10 protein-coding genes and 1 CRISPR repeat array are annotated in these 17,364 nt (G+C 73.0%); of the genes, 6 read left to right on the forward strand and 4 right to left on the reverse strand.

The features are described from left to right. Positions 1-169: 169 nt before the first annotated feature. From ACFY4B_RS18015 to ACFY4B_RS18035, 5 genes are all read left to right on the forward strand, one after another. Positions 170-1,786 carry a type I-E CRISPR-associated protein Cse1/CasA gene (locus ACFY4B_RS18015; RefSeq protein ID WP_387968693.1) on the forward strand — a complete coding sequence of 539 codons (1,617 nt, stop codon included), beginning with the start codon at positions 170-172 and terminating at the stop codon, positions 1,784-1,786. Then, positions 1,779-2,345 carry a type I-E CRISPR-associated protein Cse2/CasB gene (gene casB / locus ACFY4B_RS18020; protein WP_387968695.1) on the forward strand — a complete coding sequence of 189 codons (567 nt, stop codon included), beginning with the start codon at positions 1,779-1,781 and terminating at the stop codon, positions 2,343-2,345. The genes ACFY4B_RS18015 and casB overlap by 8 nt, the downstream gene beginning before the upstream one ends. 77 nt (positions 2,346-2,422) lie before the next feature. After that, positions 2,423-3,769 carry a type I-E CRISPR-associated protein Cas7/Cse4/CasC gene (locus ACFY4B_RS18025; protein ID WP_387968696.1) on the forward strand — a complete coding sequence of 449 codons (1,347 nt, stop codon included), beginning with the start codon at positions 2,423-2,425 and terminating at the stop codon, positions 3,767-3,769. After that, positions 3,766-4,698: a type I-E CRISPR-associated protein Cas5/CasD gene (gene cas5e / locus ACFY4B_RS18030; protein ID WP_387968698.1), complete on the forward strand. Its 933-nt coding sequence runs from the start codon at positions 3,766-3,768 to the stop codon at positions 4,696-4,698. The genes ACFY4B_RS18025 and cas5e overlap by 4 nt, the downstream gene beginning before the upstream one ends. Then, on the forward strand, positions 4,695-5,447 hold the full coding sequence (locus ACFY4B_RS18035; RefSeq protein ID WP_387968700.1) for a type I-E CRISPR-associated protein Cas6/Cse3/CasE: 753 nt from the start codon (positions 4,695-4,697) through the stop codon (positions 5,445-5,447). Before cas5e ends, ACFY4B_RS18035 begins: the two co-directional genes overlap by 4 nt. A 727-nt stretch (positions 5,448-6,174) precedes the next feature. Next, positions 6,175-6,569: direct repeats of the CRISPR family, unit length 28 nt; unit sequence ATCTGCCCCGCGCATGCGGGGATGGCCC. 499 nt (positions 6,570-7,068) lie between these two features. Here the strand turns inward: ACFY4B_RS18035 and ACFY4B_RS18040 are convergent. Next, positions 7,069-7,446, reverse strand: a complete 378-nt coding sequence (locus ACFY4B_RS18040) for a hypothetical protein (RefSeq protein ID WP_387968702.1) — start codon at positions 7,444-7,446, stop codon at positions 7,069-7,071. A 352-nt stretch (positions 7,447-7,798) separates the two neighbouring features. Between ACFY4B_RS18040 and mobF the strand changes: the two genes are divergently transcribed. Continuing rightward, entirely contained in the window at positions 7,799-12,847 is a 5,049-nt protein-coding gene (gene mobF / locus ACFY4B_RS18045) for a MobF family relaxase (RefSeq protein WP_387968704.1), read from the forward strand. Between the two features lie 65 nt (positions 12,848-12,912). On the opposite strand, the gene ACFY4B_RS18050 is transcribed toward mobF, so the two are convergent. The 3 genes from ACFY4B_RS18050 to ACFY4B_RS18060 all read right to left on the reverse strand — a co-directional run bounded on the left by ACFY4B_RS18050 (position 12,913) and on the right by ACFY4B_RS18060 (position 17,361). Further along, positions 12,913-14,031 (reverse strand): NADAR family protein, encoded by a 1,119-nt coding sequence (locus ACFY4B_RS18050; RefSeq protein ID WP_387968706.1) that lies wholly within the window; start codon positions 14,029-14,031, stop codon positions 12,913-12,915. Positions 14,032-14,945: 914 nt separating this feature from the next. Beyond that, positions 14,946-16,757 carry a hypothetical protein gene (locus ACFY4B_RS18055; protein ID WP_387968708.1) on the reverse strand — a complete coding sequence of 604 codons (1,812 nt, stop codon included), beginning with the start codon at positions 16,755-16,757 and terminating at the stop codon, positions 14,946-14,948. 73 nt (positions 16,758-16,830) lie between these two features. Beyond that, on the reverse strand, positions 16,831-17,361 hold the full coding sequence (locus tag ACFY4B_RS18060; protein WP_387968710.1) for a hypothetical protein: 531 nt from the start codon (positions 17,359-17,361) through the stop codon (positions 16,831-16,833). Positions 17,362-17,364 lie beyond the last annotated feature (3 nt).

Consider the following 17,364-nt stretch of genomic DNA (forward strand, 5'->3'; position numbering starts at 1 on the left):
CTGCCGTTTTCCTCCGCATCTGTGGGGGCTGTCCGGTGCCCCGCCATCCCTGACCGGGATGGCGGGGCAATCCGGTCGATCGACCTACACGATCCAATCCGGGGTGCTAGCGTCGGGCTCTGCTCGGGAATGTCAACTCCCTTGCAGAAAACGGCGATCATATGAAGTGATGGGCAGAGCCTTGCCGCCAACGCACCCTTCGGCCCCGGTCGAGCAGCGCCTCAGCTGGGACCCGCGGCGAGAGCCGTGCATTCCCTCCGTGACGCCCGATGGCGCCAGGGTTGCGCTCTCCTTGTGTGAACTCCTCGATCAAGCAGATGATTTGACGACGATTGACTGTCCGACTCCGGGTGAGACCGTTGCCGTCATCGAGTTCGTCATGGCCATCTGCTTCGCTTCCCGTACCTGCCCGACCACGCCCGAGGAGTGGCGGGAGTGGATCCGTGACGAACGCAGCCTCCGCTCCGCCGCCGAGTGGCTGACCGGTGAGCCGGACGAGGACTGGGACCTGTTCCATCCCGATACACCCCTCGGCCAGAACTCCCTCCTGGTCTCCTCCTTCGACGAGAGCGGCACAGGGACCGCGCAGTTGGTCATCGAGCGGGCCGGTGACTACAACCAGTTCTTCGATCAGCACCACCTGGAGGACGGCGAGCCGCTGCCCGCGGCGGACGCGTTCCGGGCCATGCTCGCCCAGCACGTGTACGGCACGTACGGCAGGGCGAGGATTTCCGGCCGGATCCTCGGGCCTACCGTCACCAACTTGTCCACTGGTCGGTTGCAGGGACGGATCCGGGTCGTTCCCCTCGGCAGCACGTTCGGCGAGACCCTGCGGCTCAACCTCTATCCGCCGGAAGGAGACCCGGGCCGGCTCAACACCTCCTGGACCAGCGGCTCCGTCAACCGCCGGAACTTCGCCGTGCGGGCCCGCCCCCGGGTGCCCGAGAGCCCTGCCGACCTGCACAGCGCCCTCGGCCGCTCCGTCCTGCTGCGACCGAAGCGTGATGCGGATGATGGGATCGTCGTCGACCGCGTGCTGATCGGAGCCGGCGAGGTCCTCGAACTCGACCCGGACCGGCACCTGCAGGACGCCGTGTTCAGCAAGACCACTGGGGGAGAGCTCAAGCCCCTGTGGCCGTCGCCCACGCGCGCCCTCTGGCAGGAGGCCCACGCCCTCTACAGCGCGGTGAAGGACGCGGAAACCGGTCTCTATGCACGACTGCGCTCGCTGCCGCGCAAGCGGGACTCCCAGGGCGCGCCCTACCACCTGTGGGCTGTCGGCCTCGTCTCCAACAAGACGTTGCCCGTCTCCTGGACGGACGGCTACTTCCCCTACGCCCCCGCGATGGAGGCGCAGCTCTACCGCGCGTCCCGGCGGGGCTCGCGCATCGCCGAGTACCTGGCGTGGAGTCTCAAACGGGCGGCGATCCTCGCCTCGGAGAAGGTCCACTCGGCAGCGCGGCCGGCCGACGAGGCCCGGCACATGTCCCGGTTCGACGCGAGGTGGATGTTCTGGCCCGAGGCTGCCAAGCCCTTCGACCAGCTGCTGGAGGCAGTGATCGACGAGGGGTACGACAACCCGGGAGACCCGGTCGCGGCCCTGCTCCTGGAGTACACGCAGACCCTCACCGACGTGGCCCGCACCCACCTCGTCTACCGCCTCGACACCCTCCCGCCCAACGAGCGGGGCTTCCAGGCCAGGGCAGTTGCCCTGAAGCGTTTCGAGGACGACATCAGCCATCCGAAGGCCCCGGCCGAACTCCGGGGGGAGACCGCCCATGACTGAGGACAGTTCCCGAGACGGGTACCCCGTCGAGGACGCATTCCCGCACGACAGCACCGCACTGGTCGCCTGGCTCACCACCCTGGTGCGCAACCGCGAGTACGGCACGCTGGCCAACCTGCGCCGTGCCGGGGGCCGGACGAACGCGCACATCCGGGCCGGCTGGTACGGCGGCGACAACCACCGCGACCTGTTCGAGCGGATGGCCTTCCTCTTCGCGCTCTACCACCAGGGCCGTTCGACGCCCGCCTACGGCTACGGAAGCCTCGGTACGGCGGCGGCGCGCATCGGTGACAGCGTGGGGCGGGGCCCGGGCGACCCGGGTGCGCAGCGGCTCGTGGACAGGGTGGTCGTCAGCAGGAGGGTGCCGTGGCGGCACCTGCAGCACACGATCGTCCGGCTGCGGTCCTGCGACCAGCTCCCGCCCTCCTGGGCGCAGCTCACCGAGGACCTGATCCTCTGGAACGACCGCAAGGCCCGCATCGCCTACCAGTGGTCGGTCGACTTCCATGCCCCGCTCCACCGGGGCCGGACGCCCGCTGGCAGCCGGCAGAGCCGGTAGGACCGGTAGGACCGGCAGGACCGGCAGGCCGAGCACGACACGTACACGATCCCGACCGACCATAAGGACACGACCGCGTGACCGCAGACGCCCGAAGCCCGTTCCTCTCGCTCCACCTCCTGGAGACGCTCGTCGCCGTGCTCCCGGTCAGGGACGAGAACGGTCAGCCCAAGTCCCTCGTGTACGGCGGGTTCGAACGGCACATGATCACCAGCCAGGCCCGGCGCCGCGCGGAGCGGGTCTACGCCCGCAACCGCGCCAACGCCGGCATCGGCGCCCTCAAGGGCCGGAGCATGGGCACCCGGACCAGGGAATGGGCACTGCTCACGGCGGCCGAACTCTCCTCCGAGCACGGCTGGGAGAAGGAGGAGGCCCTGACCACGGCCCGTGCCGTGATCGAGGCGAGCGGCCTGAAGTTCGGCGACCCGGCCAAGAAGACGGTGGCCAATCTGACCAAGGTGCTGATCTTCGCGCCCGCCGACGCGGGCACCAGGATCGCCCGGCACATCGCCGAGAACGCCGACGAGCTCCGGCCGTGGCGCGACAGCTACCTCGCTGGCCAGCAGAAGGCCGCGAAGAAGCCCCGCCGCGGAGCGGCGAAGAACGGCGAGGAGCAGGAGAACGGCGAGGAGCAGACCGCCACGGAGCCCGGCACCACAGGCCTCCCGCCGCTCCCCAAGAGCACGCGCAACGCCGTCCTGCTCGCCATCGCGCCCCGTGACGCCGTGGACATCGCCCTCTACGGGCGCTTCCTCGCCGAAATCGCCGACTCGCCGAACGTCGACGGGGCAGTGCAGACGAGCCATGCCTTCACCGTGCACGCCGCGGAGCAGATCGAGGACTTCTACGCGGCGGCCGACGACGCGAAGCTCGACCGCAAGCGCAACGCCCTCAGCTTCCTCGACACGGCGGACGACGCGGGCGCGGGCATGACCGGCTACCAGTCGCTGATCTCCGGGACCTTCTACCGGCACGCCGTCCTGGACCGCCGACAGCTTCGCGCCAACCTCCGGCAGGCCGGAATGGAAGCGGAGGAGGCGGAGGAAGCGGCGACCGCCGCCGAGGCGGAGTTCGTCAACGCCTTCGTCGAGGCCGTCCCGGAGGCGAAGAAGAACTCCACCGCCTCCACCGGTACGCTGCCGGCACTCGTGCTCGCCTTCGAGGGCGAGCGCCCGTACAACTACGCCGCCGCCTTCCAGAACCCCGTGGACGAGAACCCCGAGAGCAGCGGCGGCGAGGGCCCGGCCGGCCAGGCGGCGGTCCGCCGACTGATGCGGCACCACCTCTTCGTCAGCAAGCGCCGCGACGACCTGCGGTCCGCGCGCGTCCTCACCTACGCCCCGGAGATCGCGGACCTCCTGGAGACGGTCGACCTCTCCGGCGCAGTGGACGTCGTGGACACCATCAAGGGCCTCACCCCGTGACCGAGGCCCCTGTCGCGACCGCTCCCAGTGTGACGACCGGTTCCACCACGACGACCGACGCACCGCAGCACGTTCTGCTCATCAGACTGGCCGGGCCGCTGCAGTCCTGGGGCATCAAAGGCCGGTTCGCCCAGCGCGACACCCACACCCGGCCCACCAAGTCCGCAGTGATCGGCCTCTGCGCGGCAGCCCTCGGCCTCGACCGGGAGGACCCGCTCGACGAACTCGGGTCCGTCCTCTTCGGCGTCCGCGCCGACCGCCCCGGAACGCCGATGCGGGACTACCACACCGTCGGGGGCGGAAAGTATCCCGTCCGCCCACGCGACCTCGTGACGGACCACCGCCGGGCCGCGGCCCTGGAAGCGCTCGCGCTCGGGGAGCAAGGGGAGGGCACGACCGCATCCTTCGGCAGCCATGCGTTGGCATCCTGGTACGGCGCGCCGAAGCGGATCGCGGCGGACCCCCGTTCCGGGGCGCTGGTCGCAGGTGACGTGAGCCGTCACGCCATGATCACCGAGCGCTGGTACCTGTCCGACGCGGCCTTCCTCGTCGGCCTCCAGCACTCCGACCGTGCACTGATCGAACGGATCGCCCACGCACTGGAGCACCCGAAGCGCCTGCTCTGGCTGGGCCGCAAATCCTGCCCGCCCTCGGGCGACCTCTTCGTCGGCATCGCCCCGGGCACCCTGGCGGAGGTCTTCGAAACCCGGGCGCTGCTCCCGTCAGCCGACGACGGGCAAGCGCCGCCGAACGTCGCCCAGACCCGGTGGGCCTGGATCGAGAGCCCGCACCCGCTGCCGGGCGTCGGCCCGGTCCGTGACCAGCCCGAACGGTTCCTGGCGAGCGGCCCCGTCCACCGGCAGCGCTGGGAGTCCCGGCACCGCATCACCATCGCCCCACACGCCACCGAATGGGACATCATCCCGTGAACACCCCGCGCACCACCGAGCCCGTTCCTGCCCGTACGGCGGCCAGGTTCGTCGCCACCCACACTCTGATCACCCTGGACGCCAGGCACCCCTTCACCGCCAAGTCGCTGATCGACGCCCAGGACATGCACCGGACCGTCATGAGCGGCTTCCGCGGCTGGGTCGACGACGGAAGCCGGGATGCCCGCGCCCAGATGAAGGTGCTCTCCAGCTGGACCGTCGACCTGAACACCGCCCGGCTCTCCCTCGTCGTACAGTCCGCCGTCCCCGGCGACTGGAGCGGCCTGCCCCGGGCGGCGCTGGTCGAACCGCCGCACAGCCTGGTGGTGGACCGCACCTTCCGCACCGGGGACCGGCTCGACTTCCGCACGGTCGTCAACCCGGTCAGCAGCCGGCCTGCCGGGCCTCCGGCCCCCGGACGCGGCGGCAGCGGAAGGGGCGTGCGGGTGCCGCACACCCGCCCGGAACACGTGAAGGCCTGGTTCGCCCGCCGCCTCCAGCCGGCCGGCGAACCCGCGGTGGCCCCGGACGGAGTGGTCCGGCTCGGCGTCGACTCGGACATAGAACGGCTCGCCCTCCGCATCCTCCCGAAGGTCTCCAGCCCCGGCCCCCACCGGGGCCTGCTCATCAGCCGGGCCGAGATCCGCGGCACTCTGACCGTCACGGACCCGCAAGCACTCACGGCCGCCCTCACCCACGGCTTCGGCCACGCCCGTGCCTACAGCTGCGGCCTGATCCTGGTCCGATGACTGCCTGACAGTGCTCACCGGACCGGTCGGAATCGGCACCGAGGGCGGGCAGCTGGCATCCTGGCCGGTCCTGGAGGGCGGCTATCTCCACGGACACACCATTTTTGCGTGAACTTCCCTTCCTGGAACGGATATCAGCTCAGTCTTCATTCCAATCCGCCAGGCCGACACCCGCACCAGCTGCGTCGATGCACCTCCGCTTACTCGCTCGGTGCAGGTCGCATCGGGATCTCACTAATCGGCTCCGTGTGAGCGGGGTGGCCCTGCCCCGTTGTGTACGGTTGAGCTGCCGCTGTACATCGGCCCAGCCTCCGCGCGGATGGCTCCTCGATCCGGAGTTGGTTGCCACCCAAACGGGTCGTCTCCGCAGGTGCGAGGTGCCCGGCTGGTGAGGTCGAGCCGCGGGCCGATGGCACGTGCATTGCCCGGAGGAGTTCGACGATCCGCTGCTCAACCTCGCGTTGCAGGACGGTGTCTGCTGCTCTGTCTGTGCGGAGTCGCCCGACGCGATCCTGCTCGCCTTTCTCGTCCGCTGCACTGGCACGACTCCTGTGGGGGATGGCTGTTCGTTCCGACTGCGCGGAGGTGACCCGAGTTGGCTGTCGTGAAGCTGCGGGTGTTCGGCGTTCGTTCCTCCTGCCCGGGTGTGCTGATTGAGGTGAGCGTCGCGGGAATCGAACTGAATGAACTGGCATAATCTGTGGTGGAGGAGCGCAGGTCAGGAAGTATCTGCCCCGCGCATGCGGGGATGGCCCCGAACACGGTCTGCTCGTCTCCCTCGCGGCCTGATCTGCCCCGCGCATGCGGGGATGGCCCCATGCCCGAGCTGCTGCGGATCTGGAAGACCGTATCTGCCCCGCGCATGCGGGGATGGCCCCCTGTACGGGGTGCCGATCGTCGCTGAGGCGGAATCTGCCCCGCGCATGCGGGGATGGCCCGGCGAAGACCTGGCCGTCCTGCTCCCAGGTAGCATCGGCCCCGCGCATGCGGGGATGGCCCCTGCCCGTCCCCGACGATGGCGCCGATGACGCTATCGGCCCCGCGTATGCGGGGATGGCCCCTGGTCGTGGATGCGAAGCGACTCGGCGACCGCATCTGCCCCGCGCACGCGGGGCGGGTGTCCTGCCGATGCTTCTTGGTGTGACGCACCGTCAGTGGCGGGCCGCGTGCTTGCGGGTCATACCGCCGGTGGTTGTCTGGGGCCGTCGGCCTGCGGGAGGTCCTGATACGTGAGTCAGGACGGGGCTGCGGCCTACTCGGCCTGGTGGCGGCGGCGGTGGCGGAGACCGGTGCGGGGTGGTGGCGGCAGGGGACGGCGATGGTGGTCGGGCCGGACCTTCCTCGGAGGCGGTCGCGGAGGTGCGAAAACGCGATGGGGGAGGTACAGGTGGTGGCTGTCCTTGACGCGGTTCGGGTGCCGGTGTCGGCGGACAGCGAGTTTCGCCGGTCGCCCTTCGTCGTAGGTGGTGCCGGGGCCGGCGGTGAGCCCGCGCGTTGAGGGCGTCATGCGGTCGGGGCAGGCCGCCGCGGGGCTGTCGATGGCGTTCGGGGCAGTGCCTCCGTCAGGCGGTGCGGACGGAGGCGGATCGGGCGGCGTGCGCGGGTTGAGGAGCCTCGGTCATCAGGCGTCGGCCGGCTCGGGTTCCGCGTCCTGGCTTTCGCCACTCGTCGGCGCTGCTGCGGGGGAGGGGAAGGCGAGCTTCGCCATGCGTGCGGAGACTTCCTTCCGGCCCTTCAGCGCGGCCTGCACATCGCGCTTGGGGATCCCGGCCGTCTCCGCGAGTTCCTCGATGTCGCCGTCGAAGAGCGGCACGGCCTTTTCCAGTTCCCTTGCGAGCTCTCCCTGGGCCAGCTCGACTCGCTCCTTGGCCCTGTCGATCGCGGTCAGGGCGGAGGTCTGGCGGCTCTGCCGCTGCCGGAGGTCCTCGCGTTCCTGTTCCTGGCGCCGCTTCAGGGTGGCGCGCCGGTCGATCATCTGCTCGTTCCTGTGTGAGGTCATGGCGCGATCCTGGCGTCCCACCTCGCCCGAGTACAGCACCTTCGGGTGAGCCGCCTCGCGTTGTCGCTCGGCAGAAGGAATACGTGTTCCGGAAGTGCCCGATCACGAGCAGATCGGAAGGCGATGGAGAGACGACCAGGAGGGGTGAGAGGCGATCGAGGAAGAGCAGCGGACACGGACGAGATGCCGAAGCGAGAGCGAACGAGCAACTAGCCTGATCAAGGACAGCACACCTCTTGCTATCCGCCGTTGATCCCGAAGGAGCGCGCCAGGTGCCCTGCTCCGTGGCCGGCCCGAGCGACCGGTACATCGTCGGCGCTCCGGTGCGTCGGGACGGCACCGGGGTCGGTCGATGATCACCCTTCACCCGATCAGTGCGGGCAGCGGCATCGACTACCTGCTCTCCACCGTCGCCGGCGACGACGTGAGGATCGGTACGCGCGAGCTGACGGCCCACTGGGCGGGTGGCGGTGACACCCCCGGCGTGTGGCTCGGGGCGCAGGCCGCCGAACTCGGCATCGCCGGCCGGCGGGTCACTCAGGAGGCCGCCGACGCCCTGTTCAAGGACGCCCTGAGCCCGGTCGACGGCAGCCCCCTCGGCCGGTCCTGGAGTCGTTACCCGAGCGCCGAGGAGCTGTACGAGAGGTATGCCGCCGCCGAGCCGCAGGCCACCGAGGAGCGGCTGCTCCAGCTGCGGGCAAAGGCCGAGAAGGAGGGCAACCGGACTGCCCGGTGCGGGTGGGAGATGGTGTTCTCTCCGGTGAAGAGCTTCAGCGTGCTGTGGGGGTGCGCCGATGACGAGGAGCGGGCCCGGCTGGAGGCCGTCGAGGAGCGCGCGTTCCGGCGGGTCTTCGAGCGTGTCGAGCGCGAGGCCTGCATCACCCGGACCGGCCCGACGCCCGCCTCCCAGGTGCAGGTCCGTGCCAGGGGTTTCATTGCCTGCGTGTTCGTCCACCGCAGCAGCCGGGCGGCCGATCCGGCGTATCACTGGCACCTGGCGATCAGCAGCAAGGTGCGGGTGGAGGACGGCCGCTGGCTGGCCCTGGACGCGCGCCATCTGCACCGGATCGCGGTCGCCCTCTCGGAGGCCTACACCGCGGAGCTGGAACGCGAGATGCACGCCGAGTTCGGCATCCGCGCGGGGGCGCGCCAGGACAGCATCCGGCCCGCGAAGCGCCCGGTGCGGGAGTTCCTGGGGGTGCCCCTGAGTGCGGTGCGCGGGTTCTCCCAGCGCCGTGAGGCCACCGAGCGGGCCCTGGCCCGGATGATCGCGCAGTTCACGGTCCGGGAGGGCCGCGCGCCGGAGCGCGCCGAGCAGTACAAGCTGGCTCAGGCCGCCACCCTCGAGTCCCGTCCGGCGAAGACCGCGACCACCGTCGACGGTGAGCGCCGGCAGTGGCGCCGCCGCGCCAAGGCGTACGGCATCAGGCGTCCCGACAAGCTGCTGCGGGCCGCCGCCCGTACCTCCGCCACCCACCCCGCACCTGGCCCCGACCCGATGGTCGTCCCGAAGGCGATCGACGCGGTGCTCGCCGAGCTGGAGAGCCACCGCGCCACCTGGACGCGCGCCAACGTCGAGGCCGAGGCGTGCCGACGGCTCACCGCGCTCGGCGCCCACCTGTTCGACGACTACCACCGGGTCCTCGTCCGCGTCGTCGACGGCGTCCTCAGCCCCGTCCGGTGCGAGCTGCTGACCCCGCCCGACGCGGTCCCCCTCCCCGCCCGGTACGCCCGCTCCGACGACCGTCCGTCGCTGTTCGCCGAGATCGGCGCCCGGGTGTGGACCTCCCACGGCATCCGGGCCGCCGAGCGGAGCCTTGCCGAGGCGTCCACGACGCCCGTGCCGGTGCACCGCCTGACGACCGGGCAGGTCGACCGGGTGCTCGCGGCCGGCGAGGCCGGGCGCGGTTTCGCGCCGTCCGACGAGCAGCGCGAGGCGGTCCGCCGGATCTTCGGAGCGGACACCCGGGCCACGTGGGTGGTCGGTCCCGCGGGCACCGGCAAGACCACGATCATGCGCCTGGTGAGGGAGGTCGCGCAGGCCCACGGGATCCCCGTCATCGGTCTGGCAGGCGGCCAGGTCCAGGCCGACCTGCTGGCCGCCGAGGCGGGCATCCGGGCGGAGAACATCGCCAGGTGGCGGACCATGTCCGAGCGGTACGGGCGGGGCCTGCGCCACTGGACGCTCCAGCCCGGCACGATCGTCATCGTCGACGAGTCCGGCCAGGCCTCCACCACCGATCTCGCCGCGCTGCTCGGCCAGGTCCGGCAGGCCGGCGGGCGGCTGCTGCCGATCGGCGACCCGCGCCAGCTCGGCTCGCCAGGAGCGGGCGGAGCGCTCGCCGACATCGAGGAGACCGTTCCCGGCGCCGTCGTCCGCCTCACCGAGGTCCGCCGCTTCCGCGACCCGGGCGGCAGGGTCCGCCAGTGGGAGGTCGACGCGGCCCGCCTGCTGTCCGTCGGCGACGCCGGCGACGCTTTCGACGCGTACGACCTGCGCGGGCGCATCCACTCCGGCCCGGCCGCCCCGGTCATGCGGCAGCTCTTCGAGGACTGGCGGCGGGACGTCGAGGACGGCCTGACCTCCGTCATGATTGCCGCCACCGGTGCCGCCGTCGCCGAGCTGTCCCGCCTCGCCCGCGAGGACCGCATCGCCCGCGGCCTGGTGGACGACCGGCGCACGGCCGACCTCGGAGACCGCGGGCGCGTCGGCGCGGGCGACATCGTGGTCACCCGGGTCAACGACCGCCGCCTGGCCACCGCCGACCGGCGCCAGTGGGTCCGCAACGGCGACACCTGGAGCGTCGAGGCCGTCGGCGCCGACGGCTCCCTGACCGTGCGCCACCAGCGCACCCGCCGCACCGTCACCCTGCCCCCGGCCTACGTCGCCGACGCCGTCGACCTCGGCTACGCGATCACCTCCGCGCGCTGCCAGGGCGTCACCGTCGACGTCGGCCGCGCCCTGCTCGACACCGGCTGGAACCGCAACGGCGCCTACCCGGCCCTTACCCGCGGCCGCTACGGCAACCACGCCTACCTCGTCACCCAGGAGCCCCCCGACGAGGACAGCGGCGAACCCGGCCACCCGCACACCGCCCGCGAGATCTGGCACGCCGTCGTCGAACGCGACGGCACCCAGCTCTCCGCGAGCGCCACCGCCCGCCGCCAGGAGGAGCGGGCCCAGTCCCTCGCGACCTCCACCAGCCGCCTCGTCCACGTCCTCGACGAACTCAACGCCGAAGCCGCGCAGCAGGCGGTCGCCGCACTGCTCGGAGGCCGCGCCGCCGCCCGCCTGGCCGCCGCCGAGGCATGGCCCGCCTTGCGTGCCCGGTGCGCGTGCCTGGCCGACGACGGCTACGACACCGACCGGCTCCTGCGCGCGGTCTGGGCGGACGAGCGGGGCAACGAGACCGACCACCGCACCGGCCGGCCGCTGCGCGACCTGGCGGCCATCGTGGTCGCCCGCCTCGACGCCCTGGTCGAGCACCACGGTGAGAGCTTCCGCCTGCCCGAGGGTGCGCCCCGTCCCGCGACCGCCCCGACCTACTGGGCCCGGCCCTCCGCCCGGCCCGGCGCCGCGCTGTTGGAGGCGATGGGCCTGGTGCTGCCCGACGCCGACCCCGGCGACCGGCGCGTCACCCTCGCCCACGACCTCGCCGCCCACGCCACCGTCCGGGCGGAACGCCTCGCCGCCCGCGCCCGCGCGAACGCCCACACCGGCACCGGCTGGGCGGCCGCCTACGGGCCCGAACCCGCCGACGCCGACCGGGCCCGCCCGTGGGCCGTACGGATCGCGGCGGCCGCCGCCTGGCGCGATCTGGCCGGCTTCCGCGCCACCCGGGCCACCGGAGACGCCCCCACCGCCGTGCGCACCGAGCAGCGAGGCCTGTGGCGTGCCGCCCAGCTCCTGCCCGACGAGCAGCAGCACGCCGCCGAACTCGCCGCCACCGGCCCCACCTGGCTCGACGTGCTCGGCCCCGCACCCGCCCCGGCCCACCCCCACCGCCCGCTCTGGGACAGGGCGGCGGCGCTCGTCGCCGCCTACCGCGGCCTGTGGGACCACGGACACGAGACGCAGGCACTCGGCGACCGTCCCGAGGAGCCGATCCAGGCCGCCGACCACGACCTCGCCCGGGAGGCGGTCACCGCCTGGCAGAACCGTCCGGCCCCGACCGTCGTCGACGAGGAGCAGCGATGGTGGGCCACCGCACGCGGACGGGCCGCCCGCATTGAAGCGGCCGAGGCCGCCGACGCGCTGGCCGCCGTCCACGCGGCCCGGCGCCTGGCCGCCCGCGCACAGCAACAGGCCGACGACGAGCGGGTCCGCGCCGCCGCCGCGGGCCCGACGGCCGCCACCGACGACCAGCGCGCCCGCGCGTCCGCCCTGCGGACCCGGGCGGACGCGCACACCGTCCTGGCCGGCCGGGCCGCCGACGCGCTCGCCGCCGCCGAACGGCGGCTGGCCCGCACCGCCCCCAACGGCCTGCGGGCCAGGGCCGAAGCCGACCGCTGTCGGGCCGTCGAACAGCTTCCTGCCCGGCAGCCCGCCGACCGCCCCGACCGGCAGCGCCTCGTCCCGGCCGGCGCTCCCGCCTGGCGGGGACGCCCGTTCGGCGGCTGGTCGGACGCCGAACTCGATGCGGCACTACGGCACGCCCTCGACCGCGCCGCGCGCCAGGACGAGGCCGCGGCCGACGCCGAGGACCGTGCCACCCGGGCCGAGGCCCGGATGCTCGCAGGCGGCCGCATCGACCGGCAGGTCCGGGCGCTCGTCGCCCGCGTCACTGGCGCCGCCCGGCTGCGGGCGGCCGATGCCGTACTCGCCGACCTGACCCGGCGCCGGGCTCACCTGGCCGCCGAACTCGCCGCCGCCGACCCGTCCGGCCGTCCCGCGTTCCCGGGCGGGGAGCGCGAAGACCTCGTCGAGCTGCGGCGCACCCGGCAGGCGGAGTTCGAGGCCCTGCTCCAGGCCGAGCACCACCACCGGCTCCTCCGCGCCCAGGCGCTCGCCGACATCGGCGACCTCGCCGGCGTCGAGGCCGCACTGGACCTGTGGGCACGGGTCGGCGGCTCCGCCGAGGCCTACCGCGACCACCTGCGCCGGATCGCGGACCAGGATGCCCGGCACCACCACCGCACCGCCCACGAGTACCGCGACCGGGCTGCTCGCCTGCGCGTGCGGGTCGGTGCCCTGCGGGAGGAACAGCAGGCGCGTACGGCGATGCCGGCCGGCGAGCGCGCACGCGAGGCGGCCGAACGCCTGCCCGCCGTCCGGCGGCGCCGGGCCAAGAAACGGGAGACCGCCGTGCGCCGGCAGGCCGGGCTGAGCCGGCCGCAGGCGGTGCACCGGTGCGGCCAACGCCTGCCCCACGACGGTGTCCCGCCCTCCTACCGGCCGTAGTGGCTTTGCCCACTACTCACCTATAAAGCCAGTCGGGGTTCTCGAGAGCCACTCGCCTGGTCCGGTCACAACCCCGGGATCTCAGTCCGCCGCGCATGCAGCTCGGAGCGGACCAGTTCGAGGAGACGCCCTGTCCAGTTGCGCCCTCGGCCGGCGTTGTTGCCCCAGAACGCCGACTCCATGTCGTCATAGATCACGGTGGCGTCTTCTGTCGACAGCAGAATCTCGGCCAGCCCGGGGTGCTGGTCGTACTTGGCGCGCAGCAGGCGCGTCATGACGGCGGTCCGGACATGTTCCCAGCCCTCGCGGCGAGGCGCCTCGGCCGCGAGCTTGCGCGCCGCGGAGGCGCTTTCCGCCGCCGCGATCGCGCCCCGGACCTCGGGCTGAGCAACCGACAGAGCCCAGTAGGCATGGGCAACGGAGGGGTAGCCGGCCTCCCCCACGGTGATCGGGGCGGGGTAGTCGTTGCGCAGGCCGACCTTGCCGGGATCGTCCACCGGCTCCTTGGGAAACGTCTGGGCTATGTGGACCGCCGGAGCATGGGACGTCACTGGTCCGTCCGCGGGGCCGCGCTTGGGCCGCTCGGCCCTCCAGCGGGCCCGCTCCTCGAAGTACGCGAGGGCACTGTCGTAGTCCTTCTGCGTGACCGTTCCGTCGAACGACAGGTAGGTCCGGCCTCCGGGCCCTGCCACCAGTACCCGCAGCGGCTGGTCCTTGCGGTCCATGTCGCCCAGCGCGTAGCGGCGCTGGGTTTCCGGGATCGCGAGGAACGCGGTGCGGGCAACGGCCCGGTTCTCCTCGGTCCGGTCAGCGAGGAAGGCATCGACGGCGGCGAGACAGCGGCCGGTCGAGTCGGGCCGCCCGTTCAGCTGGTCGATGGTGTCGCGGACTTCGGCGAGCAGCAGCTCGGGGGTCTGCCAGCTCTGCGGCTCGCTGAACTTCCAGTGCGCCAGGTCGTGCGCGGATGCCTCCGCGCCCTCCGGGAGGCTGGTGGCCACCCATCCGGTGCGCAGTTTCTCCTCGAACTCCTCGATGGTGACCAGGCCCCAGCAGTCGATGAGCCCGTCGGCGTAGATGAAGAGGTCGGTGAGGAAGTAGTAGCTGTTGCGGATGAAGACGTGTCGCCAGGTTCCGGGTATGCGGACGCCGTCCACGGTGCGATGGGTGATCCGGTTGCCGATCATCCTGAGATTGTGTCGCAGCGCACGCCCAGTCGACGCCGGTTTTTCCTCCGGGGCGGCTGAACCGCCTCGCTGGGCCGGCGCCCACGTCCGGGCCGACAACCTGCTCGCCGAGCTCGCCGTCCTCGGCGTCCGTCAGCCCGGCCCCGCCAAGCACCGCGCCACGCTGGCCCCCCGGCACCGCCTTCGCCCTGGAACTCATCGCCCAGGCCGCTGCCGGCGACCTGCTGCCTGCCGCAGAAGGCGCCGCGGCAGCAGTCGGAGAGGCGGAGCAGGGCCAGGAGGGGGAGCCAGCGGCCGAACAGCTGTAAGCGTCGGCGGCCCGGCTCGACCATCCGCCGGTGGCCGAGGCCCTCGTGATCGGAGCGCGAGGGGGAACCCCGGCGGGACCCGCTCCAAGTAAACCGCGCCCGGGTAGTGTTCGGATGCAAAGGATCAAGCGATTCCGCCGGACCGTGCCACGGCCCGCGGACAAGGTCATCACGGGCATACTCGACCTCTACGCCGGGCTGCCAGACCTGGGATGCGTTCAGGTAGCAGCCCGGCTGTTTGAACACCCACTCGAAGCGGGACAACGCGTCAGCAACAGCATTGGTCCACAGCCGCTCGTCTTCGACTCGCCGGACCGCTGCACGCGTCCGCGCGGAGACACCCCGAATCCGGCGCACCGCAACATTCCTGCGTGGCCGCCACGCTCAGCACGGACGGCCTTCGGACGCCTACGCGGCATCGGCCTTTCGGATCAGCATGACGCCAGGACCGCACACCCAGCCCGCGCCAACGGTCCTCCATGACAACCGATCAAGTCCGTGTACGTCACCAGCCCGGAGCGGACCAACTTCGCTGTCCAAGGACATCGGTGCTTCCGGCCGGTCACCTCCCCGGCCGGTTCGGCCCGACCGCTCGGGAACGGGAGCTCAGACCGCCATGCGCGGTGGCCGCTGTGACGGCCCGTCGAGCCGCACCGCCGCCCGGTGGGCCGGCATCGTCGGCGTGCCCGCCCCGGACGACAGCACGATGCCGGCGGTCGCGGCCAGTCGGCCCGCGTGGACGGCGGCGGCCAGGGCGAGGGCGTCCAGGCACGCGAGGTCGCCGGGCGGGAAGCGGTCGGAGGTACGGGCCGCTTCGGCGAGCGCCCTCGTCCTCTCCGCGACCTGGTGGTAGGTCCGGGCTCCTGCGGCGGGGCCGTCGGGGAGGTCGACCGGGGGAAGGTTCCTCCAGGCCGCCCTCAACGCGGCCACCCGGGGGTGCCGGGAGCCGCGCAGGTGGCCGCCCATCTCGGTCGCCGTCCACGCGCTGAGCGCGTCCGCGACCAGCAGGGAGCCGCCGCTCGCGCCCTGCCTGGTCGCGTACGGGGCGTGCCGGGCGGCGGGCGGGGGCGGGGTGAGGCCGGCGGCGGGCGCGATCCGGCGGGTGTGCTCGTCCGCGGCCCGCGTGACGGCGTCCAGCACCGCCACGTCGGCGCTGCGGAACCGGCGCGCGGTGCGGGCGGCGTCGGCCAGGGAGCGGGCCGCTCTCGCCAGCCGGGCGTAGGCGCGTGCCACCGGCGCCGGTTCGACGCCGGGGCGCGGGATCCCCTGCCAGGCCCTGCGCAGCGCGGCGACGCGCGGATGGGCGGAACGCGCGAGCCGGCGGCCCATCGGCGTGCCGGTCCAGGCGGCGAAGGCCGCGGCGACCCGGTCGGCCCCGTCGGCCAGCACCGCGCGCCGGTCGGCCCGCTCCGCCTTGGCCACCGCCGCGACCTCGGCGTCGAGTGCGGCCAGGCGCCGGGCGGTGGCGCGGTCGACGGGACGGCCGAGGACCCGTGCGGCCAGCGTTCCGGCCCGCCGGGACAAGGCGCGCAGCGCGGTCCAGGCGGGCGTGCCGCCGTAGCCGCGGGTGGTGAGGTCGTGGGCGAGGTCGGCCGCGTGGCGGGCGACCGACCGGCAGGCCGCGGCGCAGATCCCCCGCAGGAGACGGGTGGCCCGGTACTCACCGCCGGCGAGCACCGTCTGCTGCCCGACGGCCTCCTTGACGGCGGCCCAGGCCCCGACGGCCGCCGCCTGGACCGACTGGACCTGTGCCCACTGCGGCAGCGCCAGCCACCACTCCGCGCGGGCCCGTACGGTCTCGATGGCGGAGGTGAGTTCGGCGAGGGCCTGCTCGGGCGGGAGCCCGGCGTGCGCCGCGTCGTCGGGGGCGGGCTCGTGCCGGACGTCCCGCGGGGCCGCTGTCAGCACACCGAGGCGGTCCCGCAGGAGCGCGGCCTGCTCCTGCGGCATGTCGGCGGTGAGTGCCAGCGCGTCGGACACCCAACCATCGTCGGAGGAACGGAGCTTCGGGGCGGCGGCCCCGTCGTCCTCGGCCCGGGCCATGCCGTCGTCGTCGGGCCCCGTGTCCAGGCCGTGCAGGGCCGCCTCGTCGTCGGCCCGCTCGCGTTCGCGTTCCCACTTCTCGTGGTCGCGGACCTGGACGTCCCAGAGGTCGCCTTCCTTGACGAGCTGTTCGTAGAGCGAGGTCGGGGCGTTCGGTCCGGTCATCGCGAGGTAGGCGTCATGGGGCCGGAACGCCCCGCCGCCGGTCATGAGCTCCTCGGACTCCTCGCCGCGGTGGACCCAGAGGGACTCCTCTTCGGAGCCTCGCCGGTAGGCGCGCACATAGGTGCTCCCACCGACTCTCCGGGACTCGACGATCTCGTACGCCGGGTCGTCGAAGACGCTGTAGGGCGGTTCGGCGGGCTCGGGTGGCATCAGGTGCTCCTCTGGGGCGGCCGGCTTCCACCGGACCTCGGCGGGCGGGCAGGGTGTCGTCGGATCCGGTGCACTACAGCGGCGGCTCGTCGCTGTTCAGCTCGGCCGCCAGGGCCGGGCTGGGGTGTTCGCGCTCGCGGGTGCCGAGGCCGCCGGGCTCCTCCAGCCACTGCCGCAGGGTCTCCTCGTCAGGACCGCCCCAGGGCCGGGAGACCGGGTCGGCGTGCCCGTTGGCGCACTTCGGACGGCGGGTGGTCGGGAGGAGGTTGTTCGCCGTGATCAGCCAGTCCGCCTCGGCGGTGTCGCGGCCCGGGCTGGGGCAGGTGTAGGAGCGGACCCATCCGATCTGCAGCGCGAGGAGGACCTCGATGACGTCCTCGTGCCGGTGCCAGCAGGGCGGTACCGAGGCCCGGGCCTCCGGGTTGACCTCCACCAGCCAGCGCAGCCAGTGCCCCAGCTCCTCCAGCCGGGAGCGCCGCTCCTCCGGCTCCATGTCGCGCAGCACGATCCGCGGCGCGGGCGCCGGGTCGGGTTCGGGGACGTCCGCCCATGGATCGGCCGGGTCCAGGCCGTCGTCGGTCAGGTCGGTGTAGGTCTCGGACACGGT

The organism is Kitasatospora sp. NPDC001261 (assembly GCF_042896795.1).
In the GTDB taxonomy this organism is placed as follows: Bacteria; Actinomycetota; Actinomycetes; order Streptomycetales; family Streptomycetaceae; genus Kitasatospora.